The organism is Methylobacterium sp. PvR107, assembly GCF_017833295.1.
GTDB lineage: Bacteria > Pseudomonadota > Alphaproteobacteria > Rhizobiales > Beijerinckiaceae > Methylobacterium.
In genome coordinates, this window is the sequence record NZ_JAFIBW010000001.1 from 3,912,581 (window position 1) to 3,931,157 (window position 18,577).

General features: G+C 70.4%; 19 protein-coding genes. 4 read left to right on the forward strand and 15 right to left on the reverse strand.

The window, feature by feature from the left end; genetic code table 11:
* Positions 1-36 precede the first annotated feature (36 nt).
* The 4 genes from JOE48_RS18390 to glyA form a co-directional block, all read right to left on the reverse strand.
* Positions 37-660, reverse strand: coding sequence for a riboflavin synthase (locus JOE48_RS18390; protein ID WP_210031955.1), 624 nt, complete (start codon positions 658-660; stop codon positions 37-39).
* Between the two features lie 3 nt (positions 661-663).
* Positions 664-1,773 carry a bifunctional diaminohydroxyphosphoribosylaminopyrimidine deaminase/5-amino-6-(5-phosphoribosylamino)uracil reductase RibD gene (gene ribD / locus JOE48_RS18395; RefSeq protein ID WP_210031957.1) on the reverse strand — a complete coding sequence of 370 codons (1,110 nt, stop codon included), beginning with the start codon at positions 1,771-1,773 and terminating at the stop codon, positions 664-666.
* Positions 1,770-2,303 (reverse strand): transcriptional regulator NrdR, encoded by a 534-nt coding sequence (gene nrdR, locus JOE48_RS18400; RefSeq protein ID WP_210031959.1) that lies wholly within the window; start codon positions 2,301-2,303, stop codon positions 1,770-1,772. The genes ribD and nrdR overlap by 4 nt, the downstream gene beginning before the upstream one ends.
* A 103-nt stretch (positions 2,304-2,406) precedes the next feature.
* Entirely contained in the window at positions 2,407-3,711 is a 1,305-nt protein-coding gene (gene glyA / locus JOE48_RS18405) for a serine hydroxymethyltransferase (RefSeq protein WP_210031961.1), read from the reverse strand.
* A gap of 234 nt (positions 3,712-3,945) precedes the next feature.
* Here glyA and JOE48_RS18410 point away from each other — a divergent pair, with 234 nt between their 5' ends.
* Positions 3,946-4,608, forward strand: coding sequence for a hypothetical protein (locus tag JOE48_RS18410; protein ID WP_210031964.1), 663 nt, complete (start codon positions 3,946-3,948; stop codon positions 4,606-4,608).
* Positions 4,605-5,051 carry a hypothetical protein gene (locus tag JOE48_RS18415; RefSeq protein WP_210031966.1) on the forward strand — a complete coding sequence of 149 codons (447 nt, stop codon included), beginning with the start codon at positions 4,605-4,607 and terminating at the stop codon, positions 5,049-5,051. The genes JOE48_RS18410 and JOE48_RS18415 overlap by 4 nt, the downstream gene beginning before the upstream one ends.
* A gap of 83 nt (positions 5,052-5,134) precedes the next feature.
* On the opposite strand, the gene JOE48_RS18420 is transcribed toward JOE48_RS18415, so the two are convergent.
* From JOE48_RS18420 to JOE48_RS18440, 5 genes are all read right to left on the reverse strand, one after another.
* Positions 5,135-5,446: a cupin domain-containing protein gene (locus tag JOE48_RS18420; RefSeq protein ID WP_210031968.1), complete on the reverse strand. Its 312-nt coding sequence runs from the start codon at positions 5,444-5,446 to the stop codon at positions 5,135-5,137.
* A gap of 76 nt (positions 5,447-5,522) precedes the next feature.
* Entirely contained in the window at positions 5,523-6,281 is a 759-nt protein-coding gene (locus JOE48_RS18425) for a DUF937 domain-containing protein (protein WP_210031970.1), read from the reverse strand.
* Positions 6,282-6,390: 109 nt separating this feature from the next.
* A complete protein-coding gene (locus JOE48_RS18430; protein ID WP_210031972.1) occupies positions 6,391-7,827 on the reverse strand; it encodes an MATE family efflux transporter in 1,437 nt (478 codons plus the stop codon).
* Between the two features lie 8 nt (positions 7,828-7,835).
* The gene (locus JOE48_RS18435) at positions 7,836-9,812 is read right to left on the reverse strand and encodes a monovalent cation:proton antiporter-2 (CPA2) family protein (RefSeq protein ID WP_210031974.1); all 1,977 of its coding nucleotides are present in this window, start codon (positions 9,810-9,812) and stop codon (positions 7,836-7,838) included.
* 127 nt (positions 9,813-9,939) lie between these two features.
* Positions 9,940-11,541, reverse strand: a complete 1,602-nt coding sequence (locus tag JOE48_RS18440; protein WP_210031975.1) for a formyl transferase — start codon at positions 11,539-11,541, stop codon at positions 9,940-9,942.
* A gap of 341 nt (positions 11,542-11,882) precedes the next feature.
* On the opposite strand from JOE48_RS18440, the gene JOE48_RS18445 reads away from it, so the two are divergent.
* Positions 11,883-12,179, forward strand: a complete 297-nt coding sequence (locus JOE48_RS18445; RefSeq protein ID WP_210031976.1) for a hypothetical protein — start codon at positions 11,883-11,885, stop codon at positions 12,177-12,179.
* 56 nt (positions 12,180-12,235) lie between these two features.
* On the opposite strand, the gene JOE48_RS18450 is transcribed toward JOE48_RS18445, so the two are convergent.
* On the reverse strand, positions 12,236-12,727 hold the full coding sequence (locus JOE48_RS18450) for an RT0821/Lpp0805 family surface protein (RefSeq protein ID WP_210031977.1): 492 nt from the start codon (positions 12,725-12,727) through the stop codon (positions 12,236-12,238).
* A gap of 93 nt (positions 12,728-12,820) precedes the next feature.
* Here JOE48_RS18450 and pdxH point away from each other — a divergent pair, with 93 nt between their 5' ends.
* A complete protein-coding gene (pdxH, locus tag JOE48_RS18455) occupies positions 12,821-13,444 on the forward strand; it encodes a pyridoxamine 5'-phosphate oxidase (RefSeq protein ID WP_210031978.1) in 624 nt (207 codons plus the stop codon).
* Positions 13,445-13,514: 70 nt separating this feature from the next.
* Here the strand turns inward: pdxH and JOE48_RS18460 are convergent, their stop codons facing one another.
* The 5 genes from JOE48_RS18460 to JOE48_RS18480 form a co-directional block, all read right to left on the reverse strand.
* A complete protein-coding gene (locus tag JOE48_RS18460) occupies positions 13,515-14,204 on the reverse strand; it encodes a 50S ribosomal protein L25/general stress protein Ctc (RefSeq protein ID WP_210031979.1) in 690 nt (229 codons plus the stop codon).
* 194 nt (positions 14,205-14,398) lie between these two features.
* Complete coding sequence (locus JOE48_RS18465) at positions 14,399-15,286, reverse strand: ABC transporter permease (RefSeq protein WP_210031981.1); 888 nt, start codon at positions 15,284-15,286, stop codon at positions 14,399-14,401.
* Positions 15,287-15,288: 2 nt separating this feature from the next.
* Entirely contained in the window at positions 15,289-16,224 is a 936-nt protein-coding gene (locus tag JOE48_RS18470) for an ABC transporter permease (RefSeq protein WP_210031983.1), read from the reverse strand.
* A 73-nt stretch (positions 16,225-16,297) separates the two neighbouring features.
* Positions 16,298-17,560 (reverse strand): PotD/PotF family extracellular solute-binding protein, encoded by a 1,263-nt coding sequence (locus JOE48_RS18475; protein WP_210031985.1) that lies wholly within the window; start codon positions 17,558-17,560, stop codon positions 16,298-16,300.
* 11 nt (positions 17,561-17,571) lie between these two features.
* Positions 17,572-18,567 (reverse strand): ABC transporter ATP-binding protein, encoded by a 996-nt coding sequence (locus JOE48_RS18480; protein ID WP_210031987.1) that lies wholly within the window; start codon positions 18,565-18,567, stop codon positions 17,572-17,574.
* Between the last annotated feature and the right edge of the window lie 10 nt (positions 18,568-18,577).

Sequence of the window (18,577 nt, forward strand, 5' to 3'; positions counted from 1 at the left end):
GGTTGCGTCGCTTCGCTCGCAAAGACGGGAGTCCGATCAGCCGGCGCGCGCCTCGCTGAGCCGGGCCGCGTAGCGGGCGATCAGATCGACCTCCAGGTTGAGCCGGTCGCCTTCGCGCCGCTCGCCCCAGGTGGTGACCTGAAGGGTGTGGGGGATCAGCAGCACCGAGAACAGGTCGCCCTGGACCGAATTCACCGTGAGCGAGGTCCCGTCCAGGCAGACCGAGCCCTTCTCGGCGATGAACTTCGCCAGAGCCGCCGGCGCCCGCAAGGTGAAGCGCTCGCTGGCGCCCCAGGCATCCGCCGTGACGCTCTCGCGCGCCACGATCTCGGCGAGGCCGTCGACATGGCCGGTAACCAGATGGCCGCCGAGTTCGTCGCCGATCCTCAGGGAGCGTTCGAGGTTGATCCGCGTGCCCGTGACCCAGGAGCCCACACTGGTGCGCGCCAGGGTCTCGGCGGCGGCGTCGACCGCGAAGACGCAGCCGCCCTCTTCCGGCTCCACCGAGACCGCCGTGAGGCATGGGCCCGCGCAGGCGATCGAGGCACCGAGTGCGATCGTCGCCGGGTCGTAGGATGCGCGGATCGCGATCCGGCGCAGGTCGCCCTCGCCTGCGACCGAGACGACCGTGCCGATGGCGCTGACCAACCCCGTGAACATCGCTTACGTCCTGTTGCGTTCGTAGGTCACGGCCGCATCCGGCCCGAGCCTGAGCCGCTCGGCCTCGCGGAACCGATCGCCTGCCAAGGCCTCCGCCAGGAACGGGCCCAGTGCCGGAAGGCCGCCGGCTGCGCCGAGTTCCACCGGTCCGGTGACAAGCGTGCAGGCCTCGATCAGATCGGCCCGCGCCAGCGCGTCCGCAAGGCGGGGGCCGCCCTCGCTGCACAGGCGCGTCAGTCCGCGCTCGCCCAGATGCGCCAGGGCGGCCGTCAGGTCGATCCCGCCGGTCGCGTCCGCCGGCACCGTGGCGACCTCGACCCCCAGCGCCTCCAGGGCGCGCTTGGCATGGGCCGGGGCGGAGCGGGTTGTCAGCACCAGGGTCGGCGTGTCGCGGGCCGTCCGGGCGAGCACGCTGGCCGGGGAGAGCCGCAGATGCGTGTCGAGGACGATCCGCAGGGGCGAGCGCGCCGCCAGCCCCGGCAGTCGTACGGTCAGCGACGGGTCGTCGGCCCGGGCGGTGCCGATGCCGATCAGGATCCCGTCCGCATGCGCCCGCCAGAGATGGACCGCCCCGTCCGCCACCGGCCCGGTGATCCGCAGGCGCTCGGGACCGGCGGCCGCGCAGAAGCCGTCGCGGGTCCGGGCGAGCTTCAGGTGCAGGGCCGGCCGGCCGCGCGTCACCCGGGTGATATGGCCGACATGGTCGCGCGCCGCCGCATCCCGCAGCAGCCCGGTCTCGACCGTGACGCCGCCGGTCCGCAGCAGGGCGTGGCCGCGGCCCGCCACCCGTGGGTCCGGATCCTCGATCGCGCTGACCACCCGGGCGATCCCCGAGGCCAGGATCGCGTCGGTGCAGGGCGGCGTGCGGCCGTAATGCGAGCAGGGCTCCAGGGTGACGTAGAGGGTCGCACCGCGGGCGGCGTCGCCCGCGGCGGCGAGCGCCAGCGGCTCGCCGTGCGGGCGCCCGCCGGGTGCCGTCGCCCCCGTCCCCAGGATCCGCCCCGTTCCGGGCTCGACCACGACGGCGCCGACCGACGGGTTCGGCCAAGTGGTCCCGAGCCCGCGCCGACCCAGCGCCAGGGCGAGGCGCATGAAATGCGTGTCGTCGCTCATGAGCGTCCGGCGCGGCGGCGTCCCGATGTCTCTGGCTCCGGCTCGACCTCCGGTTCGGGCGCGCCCGCCGGCACCGGGGTGCCGTCGCTCAGCGTGCCGAGCAGGTCCTCGAAGTCCTTGGCCTCGCGGAAGTTCTTGTAGACCGAGGCGAAGCGCACGTAGGCGACATCGTCGAGGCCCTTGAGCCCCGCCATCACCAGCTCACCGATCGCCTCGGAGGTCACCTCCGGCTCGCCCGCGCTCTCGAGCTGCCGGGTGATGCCGTTGACCAGCCGCTCGATCCGATCGGGATCGACGGCGCGCTTGCGCAAAGCCACGTCGATGGAGCGCTGGAGCTTGTCCCGGTCGAAGGGCACGCGCTTGCCGGAGCGCTTGAGCACCACGACCTCGCGCAGCTGCACCCGCTCGAAGGTGGTGAAGCGGCCGGCGCAGTCGGGACAGACCCGGCGGCGCCGGATCGCGGCGCCGTCCTCGGAGGGCCGCGAGTCCTTCACCTGGGTCTCGGAGCCGCCGCAATAAGGACACCGCATGGGTTTCGCGCTCGGGCATGGAAACGGCCGCGGACCGGTCGGGTCCGCGGCCGTTTCCTAATCCACTCGGGGGGCGGGCCGGAAGGTCAGCCCCGCTTGGGCTTCAGCCGTAGATCGGGAACCGGTCCGTCAGCGCATGGACGCGGCGCTTGACGTCGGCCTCGACCGCGCTGTCACCCGCCTCGCCCTTGGCGACGAGACCGTCCAGCACCTCGACGATGAACCCGCCGATCTGCTTGAACTCGGCGACGCCGAAGCCGCGCGACGTGCCGGCCGGGGTGCCGAGCCGGATGCCTGAGGTGATGGTCGGCTTCTGCGTGTCGAAGGGCACGCCGTTCTTGTTGCAGGTGATGTCGGCCCGCGACAGCGCGGCTTCCGCCGCCTTGCCGGTCAGGCCCTTCCGCTGCAGGTCGACCAGCATCAGGTGGTTGTCGGTGCCGCCCGAGGTGATGTCGTAGCCGCCCGACATGAGCGTATCGGCGAGCGCCTTGGCGTTCTCCACCACCTGGCGGGCGTAGATCTTGAACTCGGGCTTCAGCGCCTCGCCGAAGGCCACGGCCTTGCCGGCGATGACGTGCATCAGCGGGCCGCCCTGGATACCGGGGAAGATCGCCGAGTTGAACTTCTTGGCCAGCGCCTCGTCGTTCGTCAGGATCATGCCACCACGGGGACCGCGGAGGGTCTTGTGGGTCGTGGTGGTCACCACGTGGGCGTGCGGGAACGGCGACGGGTGCACGCCGGCCGCGATCAACCCGGCGAAGTGGGCGGCGTCGACCATGAAGTAGGCGCCGACCGAATCGGCGATCTCGCGGAACTTGGCGAAGTCCCAGTGACGCGGATAGCCCGAGCCGCCGGCGATGATCACCTTCGGCTTGTGCTCCTGCGCGAGCTGGGCGACCTGCTCCATGTCGATCCGCTGGTCGTCACGGCGCACCGTGTAGGAGACCGGCTTGAACCACTTGCCCGAGACGTTCGGCGGAGCGCCGTGCGTCAGGTGGCCGCCGGCCGCGAGGTCGAGGCCCAGGAAGGTGTCGCCAGGCTGCATCAGCGCCAGGAACACGCCCTGGTTGGCCTGGGACCCGGAATTCGGCTGCACGTTGGCGAAGCCGCAATCGAACAGGCGCTTGGCGCGCTCGATCGCGAGGTCCTCGGCGATGTCCACGAACTGGCAGCCGCCGTAATAGCGCCGGCCCGGATAGCCCTCGGCGTACTTGTTGGTCAGCACCGAGCCCTGCGCCTCCAGCACGGCGCGGGAGACGATGTTCTCCGAGGCGATCAGCTCGATCTCGTGCTGCTGGCGGCCGAGCTCCTTGGCCACGGCCTCGGCGATCTCGGGATCGGCTTCCGTGAGGGGGGCGGCGAAGAAGCTGTTGGAGAAGTGCTTGTCGGCGGCGGTACCGGCGCTCATGGTCTGCCTCTGTTCTGGTAGGGGCGATGCCCGGCCTTTCGTCGGCGTGCACGGGCGGGCTTTGAAGGTGGGATTCCTACACGCACGGGGCGATCAGGCCAAGCACAGGCATTTTGCGCGCGCACAAAGAATAATTTGCCGCAGGCCGTAATCCCCCCTTCGACCCGGTCGGGCCTGTTTTCCTAGTTGTTCCCTCAATCGCTTGATAGAAGGAAAAGATTCATGGAATAAAACATGAACGAATCGAGCGAACGATGCGCGATGCGAAGTCATGATCCAGATTTGATCCTGGCGTATTCCATTGCGGAACTTCGCTTGAGCTTAGCTTTCGTCGCTTTTGAACTTCTGGATAGCAGGGCTGGATTCCGACCGGACCAGCCTCGAGGCTGCGATGGTCGATGGTGCGGAGAGGGCGGCTCGCTCACCGTCGTTCGCAAGGATCGCACGGGTGACCCTCGGATCGACGGTAAGACGGATGAGATCCTCGATATTCTGACGGACGTCGTCGAGAGCACGGAGCCGGGAGAGGGGTTCCTCTACGGGATTAGGATCCACGCGAACCTGGCGGCCCGACTGCGCGCGCTGGATCTGCCCGGAATCGGCAGGCACGGTGTCGAGCAGAGCTTCGCCGCCGGCGACATCGTCCGCCACGGCCTGTCGGGCAGCATTCGCACGGATGTCCTTCTCCGGGATGGCCGGACCAGTGCGGCTCCCATCAAGGCGATCTGGGACATCAAGACCGGTGACGAGGGACTGTCGCCAAGTCGCATCCGGGCCCTGCGGGCTGGCGCAGGTGTCGACGCCACCGTCCCCGTGATCGAGATCCATCTGTTGCGCGGCATGTCCGTCAAGAGCCGCGTCTCTGTCGCCGTCACCATCGGAGTCGTGATCGCATGAGCATGGAAGCGTATGCACTGTGTCGGCGGCCGCTCGCCAGCGTGTCGGAATGGCAGGCCGGTCTCGATGCGCTCGGCCTCGATCTGCAATTGCGCTCGGATAAGATCCCACCAGCTTTGTCGGGACACCTGCCGGCGACGCGGCGTGGCCGGGAATCGGGCTTCGAGTGTTCGAACATTTCACTCTCAGAACTGAGAGACTTCTATCCGGACATCGACTTTGGCGGCTCGTGGTCCTGTGCCTATGCCTTCAACTTCGGCACCATTTCGGAATCCATCGGCGCCCTGATGGCCATTGCCGCTTGCGTGCACGTGGTGCGAGGGCTCGCCTACTATCCGGAGGACGGCCGCCTGCTGAGCGCTGATCAGGCGGTCCAGTACGCCCGCGATACGGTGCCGGGGATCGAGGATCTGGAAGTGCGGCTCGGGGCTGGACAGGCCTGAATCAGGATCACGCGACCTTCCGAAACCGATCCGCCTGAAAGACGCCGGCAGGGCAACCGCGCCTGTCAAAACCTTCCTCTGCCTCAAGCGGCGAGGTTCGTCTCGATCAGCACCGTCTCGGTCTCGAACGTGGCGGCATGCCATACCCCGGCGGGGAAATGGAACACGCTGCCGGCTGAAAACGGCTTGCGGCCCTGCTCGGTCTCCAGGAGGCCCGAACCGGAGACGACCTGCACGAACTGCTCGTGCTCGTGGCTGTGACGCGACGCCGAGACGCCCGCCGGCACCACAACCCGCACGAGGCTCGCGCCAGCGCCCGGAATGGCACGCTTGGCGACGCCATTCTCGGCGCGGCTCTCCGCGCAATTGGCCCAGGCGGTCAGGTGGTCGGTCATCGTCGCATCGCCTTCGCGGCAGGACATGTGGTCCGGACCCATCGGGTCCCCGGCAACTTGAACCCGCGTGCCCTCGTCAGCCGGTCCCGCCGGACGGCCGCCCGCGCCGGGGTTTGGGCGCCCCCGGATCGGGGGGCGGGGAAGTGGGCTTGCTGCCTTGGGGCGCCGCGCCCGTCGCCGCGCCGGTCGACGGCCAGAAGGTCTCGAACAGCTCCTGCATCGCCCGGATGTTGTTGCCCTGGACCTCGGCGCCGGTGCGCAGCATCTGGTGGATCATGTCGGAGCCGGCCTCACCCATGGTCGCCTCCGGGGGCTTGGGAGCGGGCTTCGGCGCCGGCGCCGGCTCTGCCGCGGGCAGGAAGGCCTTGGCCATCTCGGTCCAGGCCGGGCCGAACGGGAACGGCACGGGCGGCGGCGGCGCGCTCGGCCGCGCCTGCGCGGGTTCGGCCTGCGGCTGGTTGAGCATCACGTGGACGATGCTGGCCACCACGGCGCCCGCCATCATCGGCAGCATCTGGCGCAGAACCTGGGCGCCGACCCCGCTGGTGGCCGAGGCCTGCCGCAGGACCGCCTGCATGAGCTGGGCCGAACCGAACATCTGGCCGAGGGCGTCGAGCCCTTGCGGGGCCGCGGGCCGGGCCGCCCCAGGCATGCCGAACATCCGGGTGAAGCTGGTCGGGTCCATGCCGACGCTGCGCTGGAGGCCGAGCGTCAGGGCTGGCATCAGCGCCTCGAAGGCGCGGGCCGTCTGCTCGTTCGTCAGGCCGAATTGCTGGGCCATGGCCTGAAGCCCGGCTTCACCCTGCGCCTGGAACATCTCGAGCGGGTTGAACATGAGGCCTCGATCCTGCCCGGGTCGGACCGGCCGGGACAGGGCATCGTGACCGTTTGCGCAGGGAAATACCAGTTCTGACCCGCGAAACCTGTGTCCGGCCGCCGCGCCCTCAGCTCAACGGCTCGGGATGGGCGTGGCCCGGCGGCAGCTGCGCCGCCCGCTGGGACGCCTCTGCCGCGCTTTCGAGTTCGCGCCGGCGCGGGCCGCCCCCCTCCAGCCGATCGACCGTGCGGCGGGCCAGCAGGATGCCGAGCGCCCCGAAGACCAGCGAGCCGAGGCCCATCCCGGCCACCACGCCCCGGGGGCCGTAGAGCGACGCGCCGAGCATCGCCGGAGGGACGGTGCCGAGCGTCGCCCGCCCCCAATTCAGCAGCGTCGAACGGAGGGGAAAGCCGAGATTGTTGAAGGCGGCGTTGCCGAGGAACAGAAGCCCGTTGAAGAACCAGATCGCGCCGCCGACGAGGCAGAAGAAGCCGAACAGCTCGGCCGCGACACCGTGCAGGCCGAACAGGGCCGCCAGCCAGCCGCGGGCGAATGCCAGGACGAGCCAGACCACCGTCACGTAGGCGAGCGTCACCCGGACGGCCTCTCGCAGGACACCGCGCATCCGGTCGAACCGGCCCGCGCCCCAGTTCTGGGCCAGGATCGGACCGATCGCGCCCGAGAGCGCGAACAGGCCGCCGAAGGCCACCGGCGTCAGGCGGTCGATCACCGAGGCGGCCGCGACCGCATCGGCCCCGTAGCCGGCAAAGAGGCGCGCCAGGAACGCGCTCGCCACCGAGGGCGCCAGATTGGTGAGGATGGCCGGGCCCGCGACGGTCGACAGGGCGGCGGCGTCGGACGGGAGGTCGGCGAGGCGCGGCCGACCCAGCAGCCCGTGGCCGGCAACGCCGCGGATGCCGACCGCCACGAAGGTGGCGCGCGCCACGCAGACTGTGATCGCCGCGCCCTCCACGCCGAGGCCGGCCCCGAAGATCAGCAACGGGTCGAGGAAGGCCGTGATCACGGCACCCGCCAGGGTGACCATCATCGCCTGCCGCGCCTCGCCGACCGCGCGCAGGAGGCCGGTAAACAGCATGCCGGCTGCGAGCAGCACGTTCGACGGCAAGGTGATGTGCAGGAACAGGCGCGCCACACTCAGGGCTTCGCCACGGGCGCCGATCAGGGCTAGAAGCGGGTCGGCGAGCGCGGCGATCAGCACGGCGATCAGGGCCGAGACGAGGCTGCCGAGGGCCAGCGCGGAAGTCGAGAAGCGGCGCGCCGCCACCGGGTCGCAGGCGCCGACCGCCTTTCCGACCAGGGCCCCGGCAGCGATCATCAGGCCGATATTCACCGCCGTGGCGAAGAACTGGACGATGCTGGCGAAGCCGACCGCGGCCGTCAGGTTCGGATCGCCGAGCCGCGAGACGTAGAACAGCGACAGCAGGTCGACGACGAAGATCGCCATCAGCCCGATCGAGCCGGTCGCGGCCATCACGATCACGTGCCGGAGGATCGAGCCCGTGACGAAGCGGCCCGTCCCGGCGGCGGGGGACCCGTCAGACATCCGCGCCGTCACGCATCCCGGGCGCTGCCTTCAGACTCCAGCTCCGCGTCGGGATCGCCCTCGACGTCCGCGCCGTCGGTCTCCTGCGGGGCGAGGGCGGGCTTCTCCAGCACCCTCTCGGCTGCCTCGCGCCGATCGCTGCCCACAAGGTCGCGGGTCTCGGTGCTCAGCGCCCGCGCAGGTCGCGCCGGGGCGGTCAGCGGCTCGGGCTTGAGGCCGGCCGCAGCCCCGCGCATCCAGCTGGAACCGTCCGGCAGAGCGCCGGCCTGCTGCAGCACAAGGCGGGCGATGTCGCGCTTGCGCACATCGTCGGCCCGCGCCGCGGCCGCCTCCGGCGACAGCCCGAGACCCTCGAGTGCCGCCCGTCCGAAGGCGAGGGCGGATTCGGAGGTCTCGCGGATCTGGTAATCCACGTCCCGGTTCATCAGCTCGACGGCGTGCAGGCGGTCGTAGGCGCGCACGAAGGTGCGCACGCTGGAGAATTCCTCATGCACGATGTCGACGATCTTGAGGGCGCCCTCGCGGTCGTCGGCGCAGATGCAGACCAGCTCGACCCGCCCGATCCCGGCGGCCCTGAGCACGTCGAGACGCGTGCCGTCGCCGTAATAGATGCGGAAGCCGAAGCGCGTGGCGGCGCGCAACTGCTCCACGTCCTTGTCGATCACCGTGACGGGGATGCCCTCGGCCAGCAGCACCTGGGTCAGCACCTGCCCGAACCGCCCGAAACCGATCACCAGCACCCGGGCGTCGCCGCTCTCGGCGAGTTCGGAGGCGGGCTCCTCCATGTCGTGCGTGGTCCGCGCGTTGCGCCGCTCGATCAGCTTGTCGAGGCCCTTCGCGGCGATCGGCCCGATCAGCATGGTCAGCGCGGCCAGCGCCACCGCGAAGCGCGTCGCCTTCGCGCCGGTGAGCCCGAGTTCCTCGGCCTGCGGCAGAAGCACGAAGGCGAACTCGCCCGCGGGCGCCAGGACGGCGGCGCCGCGCAGCGCACCGAGCGTGTCCGAGCCGAACAGCCGGAACAGGCCGGCCACCAAGGCGACCTTGACGAGGATCGCCGCCAGCGTCGCGCCGAACAGGGCGGGCCAGACCTCGCGCACGAGGGCGCCGTCGATCGACATGCCGACGCTCATGAAGAACAGGCCGAGCAGCATGCCGCGGAACGGCTCGATATCGGCCTCGAGCTGGTGGCGAAAGTTCGACTCGGCGAGCAGGATGCCGGCGAGGAACGCGCCCATGGCCATCGACAGGCCGACCTGCTCCATCAGCAGCGCCGTGCCGAGCACCACCAGCAGAGCCGCGGCGGTCATCACCTCGCGGGCGCCGCTGGCGGCCAGCAGCCGGAAGAACGGGTTCAGGCCGTAGCGGCCGACCAGCACCACCGTGAGGATCGCGGCGAGCGCCTTGCCGGTGGACATCGCCGCCTCGCCGAGCCACGACGCATCTGTCGCTCCGCCCGCCGAGGCCAGCAGCGGCATCAGGGCCAGGATGCCCACCACCGACAGATCCTGGAACAGCAGCACCGCGAAGGCGCGTCCGCCATAGGCGCTGCCGAGGTCGCCCCGTTCCTCCAGCAGCTGCAGCGCCACCGCAGTAGCCGAGAGCGCGAGGGCGAGGCCGATCACCGCGGCAGCGCCGAGAGCGAGGCCCGCCAGCACGCCGGCACCACCCAGCACCAGCGCGCAGACCACGAGTTGCGCGGCGCCGAGCCCGAAGATGTCGCGGCGCATCGAGACGAGCTGCGACAGGTGCAGTTCCAGGCCGACGATGAACAGCAGCAGCACCACGCCGATCTCGGCGACGCTGGCGGCGGTGTCGGGCTCGGCGATCAGCGACAGGCCGGACGGCCCGATCAGCACGCCGGCCACGAGGTAGCCGAGCACGGCGCTCTGGCCGATCAGCCGGAAGACCGGCACGCCGATCACGGCCGCCGACAGGAAGGTCAGGACCGGCGGCAGGAAGCTCGCATGTTCGACGGGGCTCGCCATGAAGATCGTCCTGGCGGTTCTTCTAGGGTTCGCGCGCGTGGAGCACCCGCTTAGCGCGCGCGGCGCCGCGATGCGAGCCATGCGCGGGTGCCGTTCGGCACCCGCGGGGTTTCCGCGTGCCGCGCGATCAGACCAGAAGGCGCGGGCGGGCCCGCCGCGAGCCGTCGATGAACTCGAAGCCGCCGGCCGCGCTCAGCATGTGCAGCCGCGAGCCGGGCCAGGCGGCCCCGGGCTCGAGGCGCGTTTCGACCCGCTGCGCGTAGCCGCCCTCGTCGAGGCGCAGGATCCGGGCAAGGCCGAGGGCCGCGCCGTAGCCGCCGCGGCAATCCTGGACCGGCCGGATCAAGGCGCCGTCCCGTTCCACGATTGCGCCGGCCGCGCGGGCCGAGCCGACATCGATCAGCACCGGGTTGCGCCGGTGCGGGATCCAGGGACCGCGGAAATCCGGCGCGTGCCAGAGATGCAGGGTGTCCGAGTAGCTGCCCCCGCCGGCCCGGACCGTGGCGAACAGCCACCAGCGGCCGCCGTGCTGCAGCAAGGTCGCGTCGCTCGCCACGACCCCGTCCACCAGAACCCGCTCATGGACCCAGCCGCGGGGGAAGTCGGTGGCCCGGTAGAGGTCGATCGTCCCCGAGGCGTGGGATTCCGGGATCATCCAGACCTGCCCGTCCGCCTCGAACACGAACGGGTAGGAGAGGTGGGTCTCGAGTTCCAGGACCGGCTCCGGTCGCCCCTGCGGGCCGTCGGCCGCGAAACGCACCGCCGAGATCACCCCCTTGCCGCGGCGGTAATCGAACTCCTCGACGAACAGGGTCACGTCCCCGTTTCGGGCGATGGCGAAGGGATCGGCGTAGAAGCGGCGCCCGTCGTCGGGCAGGTCGATCCAGCCGCCCTCCGGATGATGGCGCAGATCGATGAGGTCGGGGCCGGCGAGCCGCCGCCAACCGACCCGCCATTGCGGGCGGTGGAAGCAGAGGGCGTAGAGCCGGCGGGCGATCTGCCGGGCAAGCCCTTCGGCGGCGCGCCGTCCGACTCCGAGGCTGCCGAGGTCGAAGGGGTTCCCGGGCTGCAGTGGCGCCTCGCTCCCGTCTGGAAGCCGCGTCACGCGGGCGCCGTCGAGGGCGGCCACGATCAGCGTGATGGTCCGCGCGAGGTAATCCTCGAAGGCCGCCAGCATGACCGTGTGTGATTCCGCGCCGAGACGCCCGACCGCCACCGGCGCGCCGTCCAGCCCGCGCAGGGCCGCCACGGGCGCCCGCCCGCCGAACAGGGCGGCGAGAAGGCCCGCCTCACCCGGAACGCCATCGAAATCGAGCCGCCATGTCGCGGCGCAGGCCGGATCGGCAGGGATTTCCGAGAGATCGAGGACGATCTCGCTCTCGCCCGCTTCGGGGCCGGCCTCGTAGGACGCCAGGGCGACCGGCTCGGCCGCGGTGGCCAGGCCCGGCCGTGGCAACCCGTGGATCGCGGCCTCGAGCCGGAACAGCAGCTCCGCATTCGGCGGAAGGCCGCCCGCCTCCGCGCTCCAGGCGATCCGGATCCGGCGGTCGGGCCGCTGCCCGAGCTGGTCGAGGAGGCGGATGTGCCAGCCGCGCAGGGATCTGCGGTTGAGCCGCACGGTGACCGTCCGGACGATGGGACAGGGCTCGGAGATCCGCGTCTCCGGATGGGCCGGAGCCCGGCCGCCGCCGACGTAAGGCCGATCCGTGCCGCCGATCGTCCGCTCCATCAGCAGTGAAGCCTCGCCCCCGACAGACCGGTTTTCGTAACGACGTCCACGGCGTCCAGGATCCTGAAAGCGCCCGCCGACACCGCCGATACGGTCGCTGCAGGCTCGAAATCTGTTGCTCGCCGGCACGATCAAGCAAGAGAGGCTGACTGTCTACCGGTAGAAGCCTGCCACGCGGACGGATTTCTGCGGACATCATGGAAAAGAGTCGGGTTTTCTCCGCTCTGGTAAATCGCCGTTACAGCACCGTGATAGCGTGTCGCGCGGTCGCCGGTGTCCGCCCGGGAACTCGCCGTTCGGCTTGGCCGTTCGCTACCGAAGACGTGATGTGGAGACAGGTCATGATGCGCAAGACGCTGGCGGTGCCGTTCGCGGCGATGCTCCTGGTCGCCGTCCCGGGTGCGGCTTTCGCCTTCGGGGGTGGAGGCGGCGGCGGTGACAGCGGCAGCGGGCTCTCGCCCTACGCGGCGCTCAGCGGCAATGACCGCTCGGCGGGGGTCAACAACGGCAATTACCGCGATCCCGCCCTCGACCCGTATATCCGCGCCTACGATCCGGAGGCTGCGGCGCGCTACGCCGCCCCGCCGGCCGCTCAGCCGCGCCTGCGCATGCGGCCCTATTACGGCCACCCGTATTGAGGCGCTTCGCCGGATCGCGGCGGGTCCTCCCGTGAGGACCCGCCGTCCGTAGGTCCTCAGGAACGCTCGGTCTTCGTCGCGGCCCGGACGCGCTTGAGAGTCCACTGTCCTCCCGACGGCTTGCAGCCGGTGCCGCGCACGAACCGGCTGCGGCCCGGCGCGACAACCGAGGCGAGGAAGTTGCGGCAGATCAGGTCCTCGGCGACGTAGGGCAGTCCGGTCGGATTGACGGTCCCGTGCAGGCCGGTCTCGGGATTGTCCCACTTCACCGGACGGCCATTGCCCTGCGGGTCCAGCGCGACCCCCAAGGCCGCGCGGGCGCGGCGCCAATCCTCCTCGACGAGATCGTCCCCGAAGCTCATGGGGCGCTTCTCGATGCTGCCGGTGACGACGGGCTCCTCGACCACCCGCGGCGCCTCGCTGACCTCACCGCGGAACACGAGCAGCGGCTGGCTGCATCCGCACAGCGCGACCGTCAACGACAGGACCGACAGGGACGCGACGATATGCGACCGCCGGCTCGGCTCTTTACACGCGCATCGCCGCATTACACCTGACTCACGACGGGCTTTCCGCTCGACCGAACATGCCGATGTCGGTGCCCCCTCAGGCCCCTGGACGCGGCAGGCAGGAGTCTTGGCGTGGATCAGTTAAGGACCGATGACCCGAAGCGTGCGGACTTCACGCTGAGCGAAGACCCCGTCGCGCTGTTCGCCGCCTGGATGAAGGAGGCCGAGGCCGCCGAGCCCGAGGATGCGAACGCGATGGCGCTCGCCACCGCCGGGTCCGACGGGTTGCCGGACGTGCGCATGGTGCTGCTGAAGGACTTCGATGCGCGCGGCTTCGTGTTCTACACCAACACCCAGTCCACCAAGGGCGAGGAGCTGGCCGAGAACCCCCAGGCCGCGCTGGTGCTGCACTGGAAGAGCCTGCGTCGGCAGGTGCGGGCCCGGGGCCCGGTCGCACCGGTGACGCCGGAGGAGGCGGACGCATATTTCCAGAGCCGCCGCCGCGAGAGCCGGCTCGGCGCCATCGCCAGCCAGCAATCGCGCCCGCTCGCTGATCGCGACACCTTGATGAGCGCCGTGGCGGCCTTGTCGGAGCGCTACGGGGACGGGCCGATCCCGCGCCCGGCGCACTGGACCGGCTTCCGCATCGCGCCGGTGAGCGTCGAGTTCTGGCAGAACGGCGATTTCCGCCTGCACGACCGGGTGCGGTTCACCCGGACTGGCGACAGCTGGAGCCGGGCGCGGCTCTACCCCTGACCCCAGCCGAAACGAAGAGAGCCCCGGCAGGGCCGGGGCTCTCGCCTCGCGTGACAGGTGGCGACGAGGCTCAGGCCTCCTCGCCGTCCTTCTTCTCGCCGTCCTCGGCGGCGGCCTCTTCGGCCTTGTCCTCGGCGGCCTCGGCCGACTGCGCCTCGGCGATGGCGGCCTCCTCGGCCTCCACCTCGGCGCCCAGCACGGTCGGCGGCACGATGTTGGCCACCGGGTCGGTCGGCGCGCCGGTATGGGTGCCGGCCGGGATCTTGAGGTCGGAGACGTGGATCACGTCGCCGATCTGGCGGCCGGTCAGGTCGACCTCGATCGCGTCCGGGATCTGGTCGGGGGCGACGTCGAGGCTCAGCGTGTGGGCCACGATGTTGAGGGTGCCACCGAGCTTCTTGATGCCGGGGGCCGCGTCCTCGTTGACGAAGTGCACCGGCACCTCGACCGTGACGGTCTGACCCGAGACGACGCGCAGGAAGTCGACGTGCAGCGGCACGCCGCTGACCGGGTCGAGCTGGAAGTCGCGCGGGATCGCGCGGACCTTCGCGCCGCCGGCGTTGATCTCGAACAGCGTGGTCTTGAAGCCGCCGGCGTAGATCAGGGTGCGGGTGCGGATGAGGTCGATCGCGATGGATTGCGGCGGCTGGCCGCCCCCGTAGACGACGGCGGGAACTTGGCCCTGGCGACGAACGGCCCGGGCGGCCCCCTTGCCGACCCGGTCGCGTGCCACGGCCTCAAGCGTCTTCACAGCGCTCATGGCGTGATCCTTTACGAATGCTGGAGCCGGAAAACGAAAAGGCCGCCCCTGGCGGACGGCCACATCCTTCCCGGCGCGCCCCTGCCTCCAAGGGTGTCTCGGGGGCGCGCCGTGCGCATACACGGGCGGGGAAGGATTGGCAATGCGGCGGCGAGGAGCGATGGCCGCCTCGCGGCCCGGCTGCCCAGATCCTCTCACAGGCCGGTCAGCGCCCGCCGCGCCCGGCGCTTCTGCAACCACAGGGTCAGACCGAGCGCCGTCCCGATCACCAGCGCCGAGACCGCCGTGGTGACCGTGCCGAGCGCGTAGATCTCCGGCGTCGTCACCGTTGTGGTGAGGCCCTGCAACTCCAGCGGCAGGGTGTTGCGGCCGCCGATCGCCTGGCTGGTGCGGGCGAGCTCGTCGAACGACAGGGTGAAGCCGAACAGCGCGACGCCGACGAGGGCCGGCGCGAGGATCGGCACCACGACGTGCCGAAGCGTCTGCGGGCCGCTGGCGCCGAGGTCGCGGGCGGCCTCCTCATAGGCTGGGTCGAACCGGTTGAACACCGCGAACATGATCAGCAGGCCGAAGGGCAGCGTCCAGGTGAGATGGGCTCCCAGCGCCGAGGTGTAGAGGCCCATCAGCGTGCCGTGGTCCTGCAGGAACCCCCAGCCGGTGGCGGCGGCGAGCGCCTTGACGGCGTCGTCGAGGAGCCGGAACTCCAGGCCGATGCCCAGCGAGACCACGATCGAGGGCACGATCAGGCTGGACACCGCCAGGGCGAAGACGAGGCCGGACCCGCGAAAGCCCTTCCGGAAGGCGAGGCCGGCGTAGAACGCGATTCCCACGGTGAGCGCCATGACCACGAGGCCCAGGGCCAGGGAGCGCCGCAGCGCCGCCCAGATGTCGACCACGCCGACGCCTTCCCACAGCTTGGCGAACCAGTGGGTCGAGACCCCGTTCATCGGAAAGGTCAGGCCGCCGGACGGGCCCTGGAAGCTGAGCGCCAGGATCGTCAGCGTCGGCCCGTAGAGGAACAGGACGTAGAGGGCGAAGATGGCCGCCAGCAGGTAGAAGGCGCGGCCGCGGGGCTGGTCCATCGCTACAGCTCCCGCCGGAGATCGATCATCCGGGTGAGCCCCAGGATCATCAGCAGCACGGCGGCGAGCAGCACCACGGCGTTGGCGGCGGCGGCCGGGAATTGCAGGTAGGACATCTGCACCTGGATCACCTTGCCGACGCTGGCGATCTGCTGGCCGCCCATGACGCCCACGGTGACGAAGTCGCCCATCACCAGCGTCGTCACGAAGATCGTCCCGATGGCGATGCCGGGCTTGGCCAGCGGCAGGATCACGTTCCAGAGGATCTGCGCGCCGGACGCGCCGCCGTCGCGCGCCGCCTCGATCAGCCGCCGGTCGATGCGCGCGAGGCTGTTGAAGATCGGCACGATCATGAACACCGTGTCGAGGTGCACGAAGGCCAGGACCACCGCGAAGTCGGAGTAGAGCAGTCCGTCGATCGGCGCGCGGATCAGCCCGAGGGTGCGGAGCGTGTCGTTGACGAGGCCGTTGCGGCCGAGCAGCGGGATCCACGAGATCATGCGGATCACGTTCGAGGTCCAGAACGGGATCGTGCAGAGCAGGAACAGGCCCATCCGCACCGTGCCGGAGCGGATGTGGAAGGCCAGGAAGTAGGCGATCGCGAAACCCAGCGGCAGGGTGATCGCCAGCGTCAGCACGACGAACTTCACCGTCGAGAGATAGGTGCGCACCGTCGTGCAGAGGTCGGCCGACAGGCAGCCGTCGAACACGTCGGCGTAGTTCTGCAGGGTCAGCGCCGGGATGATCTCGTACTCGTTGTACTCCCAGAGCGAGACGATCCCGGTGAGCACCAGCGGCACCACCAGGAAGACCAGGAAGACGAGGGCCAGCGGGGCGGCCTGGAGGTAGGCGAGGGCGCGGCGGCGGCGGCGGGGCGACGCGGCCGGGCTTGCGGTCTGTGCCGCGGGCGCGGCGGCGGGCAAGGCGAGATCTGTCATCGGATAGACCCCATGCGAGCCGACGCATCCCTCCGCCCTCTGCGGGGGAGGGGGGAGCCGGCGCCCACCGCCCTCACGCCGCGATGAACTCGTTCCACTTGCGCACCATGTAGGTGTTCTCGTCCATCACGGCGTTCCAGCAGGCGACCGCGCCCATCCGCGCGTCGAAGGAGCCGCCGTCGCGGGTGGCGCCGGCCTTCTCGATCAGGGTGCCGTCGGGGCCGAGGATGTCCTTCTCGGCGGCCTTCCCCTCCATCCAGAAGGCCCACTCGTAGGGCTGCATGTTCGCCTGGGCGGTCTCCAGCACGGCCGAGTAGTAGCCCTGCCGGTTGAGGTAGGCCCCGGCCCAGCCGGACAGGAACCAGTTGATGAAATCGTAGGCCGCGTCGAGCTTCCGGCCGCTCAGGGTCTTGGGGATGCCGAAGCCAGAGGCCCAGGCCCGGTAGCCCTCCTTCAGCGGCTGGTAGGTGCAGGGCACGCCCTGCGCCCGCACCTTGGTGACCGCCGGCGACCACATCGACTGGATCACCGTCTCGCCCGAGGCCATCAGGTTCACGGATTCGTTGAAGTCCTGCCAGAAGGCGCGGAACTGCCCGGCGCGCTTGGCCTCGATCAGCACCTTGATGGTGCGGTCGATCTCGGGCTTGGTCATGTTGCCCTTGTCGCCGTAGGTGTAGTCGCCGGTCGCCTCCACCACCATGGCGGCGTCCATGATGCCGATCGACGGGATGTTGAGGATCGAGGCCTTGCCCTTGAAGGCCGGGTTCAGCAGCTCCTTCCAGCTCGTCACCGGGATCTTGATCAGGTCCGGCCGGATCCCCAGCGTGTCGGCGTTGTAGACGGTCGGGATCAGCGAGATCCAACCGGTCTGTTCGCCGGCGAATTTCTTTGAGTCCTGGCCTTCCAGGTAGAAGACCTTCCGGGGCGCGGTGCCCTGGTCGCCGATCTTCTTGCCCGCCACTTCCCCCTTGGTGAAAACGGAAGAGATCTTGTCGGCAAGTTTGATCCGCTTGGCGTCCATGCCCTGCAGGTTGCCCGCGGGCAGGATCTTCTTGAGGCTGAAATATTCTGTGTCGATCAGGTCGAAGGAGTTCGGCTGGGTGACCGCCCGCTTGGTCACCTCGTCGGTGACCACCGGTATGTACTCGATGGTGAGGCCGAGATCCTCCTTCACCTTCCGGGCGATGTCGGCGGATTGGTTCACCGCGGTGCCGAGGTAGCGCAGGGTCACGGGCTCGGCGGCGTGCACGGCCGGGAAGCCGGTCACCGGCGTCGCGGCCAGCGCCGCGGCCCCCTTCAGGAGCGTGCGCCGGCTCGGCTTCTGGGGGAGGTCCATGGTCGTCTCCGTTAGGCGTCGAGGCGGTGGGCGGCGGCCGCGTCCCAGCCGACCGGGATCGTGTCGCCGGGGTGGAGCGGGCGGGCCGCGAAATCCGCGTCGCTGAGGATCGCCGTGAGGGCGGCGGGGCTCTCGGGCGCGCGCTCCAGCCCGTCGGCGTCGAGGCCGACATGGACGCTGGTGCCCTGGTACTCGACCGCCACCACCCGGGCCGGCAGGGCGGCGGGACCGGCCTCGGCGCCGAGGCGCATCCGGTCGGCCCGCACGGCGACGAGCCCCTCGGGCAGCCGGATCACGTTGTGGCCGCCGATGAACCGGGCCACGAAGGCGGTGGCCGGGCGCTCGAACACGGTGCGCGGGTCGGCGGCCTGCTCGATCCGGCCGGCATTCATCACCACCACGAGGTCGGAGAGCGCCATCGCCTCCTCCTGGCTGTGGGTGACGTGGATGAAGGTGAGCCCCAGCTCGGTCTGGATCCGCTTCAGCTCGACCCGCATCCGCACCCGCAGGAACGGGTCGAGGGCGGAGAGCGGCTCGTCGAGCAGCAGCACCTTCGGGCCGGTGACGAGGGCGCGGGCGAGGGCCACGCGCTGCTGCTGGCCGCCCGAGAGCTGGGTCGGCAGGCGCCCGGCGAGGTGTCCCATCTGCACGAGGTCGAGCATGGCCATCGCCTTGGTGCGGCGCTCCGCCTTGCCGATCCCGCGCATCTTGAGGCTGAAGGCGACGTTGTCGCGCGCGTCGAGATGCGGGAACAGCGCGTAGCTCTGGAACATCATGGCGGTGCCGCGCTCGACCGGGGCCGCGTCGCCCACCGCCTTCGGGCCGATCACCACGTCGCCCGCGCTGGCCCGCTCGTGGCCGCCGATCATCCGGAGCGTCGTGGTCTTGCCGCAGCCGGAGGGGCCGAGCAGGCAGCAATAGGCTCCGGACGGCACCTTCAGGTCGATGCCGTCGACCGCAATGGCCGCGCCGTAGCGCTTGGTCAGGCCGATCAGCTCGACATCCATGTGAGGCTCC

Bases quoted from the DNA above. Each gene is read 5' to 3' on its own strand.
- JOE48_RS18425 (WP_210031970.1), bottom strand. From the start codon at position 6,281: ATGTTCAACCCGCTCGAGATGTTCCAGGCGCAGGGTGAAGCCGGGCTT.
- JOE48_RS18430 (WP_210031972.1), bottom strand. From the start codon at position 7,827: ATGTCTGACGGGTCCCCCGCCGCCGGGACGGGCCGCTTCGTCACGGGC.
- JOE48_RS18415 (WP_210031966.1), top strand. From the start codon at position 4,605: ATGAGCATGGAAGCGTATGCACTGTGTCGGCGGCCGCTCGCCAGCGTG.
- JOE48_RS18465 (WP_210031981.1), bottom strand. From the start codon at position 15,286: ATGGACCAGCCCCGCGGCCGCGCCTTCTACCTGCTGGCGGCCATCTTC.
- JOE48_RS18435 (WP_210031974.1), bottom strand. From the start codon at position 9,812: ATGGCGAGCCCCGTCGAACATGCGAGCTTCCTGCCGCCGGTCCTGACC.
- JOE48_RS18450 (WP_210031977.1), bottom strand. From the start codon at position 12,727: ATGCGGCGATGCGCGTGTAAAGAGCCGAGCCGGCGGTCGCATATCGTC.
- JOE48_RS18470 (WP_210031983.1), bottom strand. From the start codon at position 16,224: ATGACAGATCTCGCCTTGCCCGCCGCCGCGCCCGCGGCACAGACCGCA.
- glyA (WP_210031961.1), bottom strand. From the start codon at position 3,711: ATGAGCGCCGGTACCGCCGCCGACAAGCACTTCTCCAACAGCTTCTTC.
- JOE48_RS18410 (WP_210031964.1), top strand. From the start codon at position 3,946: ATGAACGAATCGAGCGAACGATGCGCGATGCGAAGTCATGATCCAGAT.
- JOE48_RS18475 (WP_210031985.1), bottom strand. From the start codon at position 17,560: ATGGACCTCCCCCAGAAGCCGAGCCGGCGCACGCTCCTGAAGGGGGCC.
- JOE48_RS18480 (WP_210031987.1), bottom strand. From the start codon at position 18,567: ATGGATGTCGAGCTGATCGGCCTGACCAAGCGCTACGGCGCGGCCATT.
- nrdR (WP_210031959.1), bottom strand. From the start codon at position 2,303: ATGCGGTGTCCTTATTGCGGCGGCTCCGAGACCCAGGTGAAGGACTCG.
- JOE48_RS18460 (WP_210031979.1), bottom strand. From the start codon at position 14,204: ATGAGCGCTGTGAAGACGCTTGAGGCCGTGGCACGCGACCGGGTCGGC.
- JOE48_RS18445 (WP_210031976.1), top strand. From the start codon at position 11,883: ATGATGCGCAAGACGCTGGCGGTGCCGTTCGCGGCGATGCTCCTGGTC.
- JOE48_RS18390 (WP_210031955.1), bottom strand. From the start codon at position 660: ATGTTCACGGGGTTGGTCAGCGCCATCGGCACGGTCGTCTCGGTCGCA.
- ribD (WP_210031957.1), bottom strand. From the start codon at position 1,773: ATGAGCGACGACACGCATTTCATGCGCCTCGCCCTGGCGCTGGGTCGG.
- JOE48_RS18420 (WP_210031968.1), bottom strand. From the start codon at position 5,446: ATGACCGACCACCTGACCGCCTGGGCCAATTGCGCGGAGAGCCGCGCC.
- JOE48_RS18440 (WP_210031975.1), bottom strand. From the start codon at position 11,541: ATGGAGCGGACGATCGGCGGCACGGATCGGCCTTACGTCGGCGGCGGC.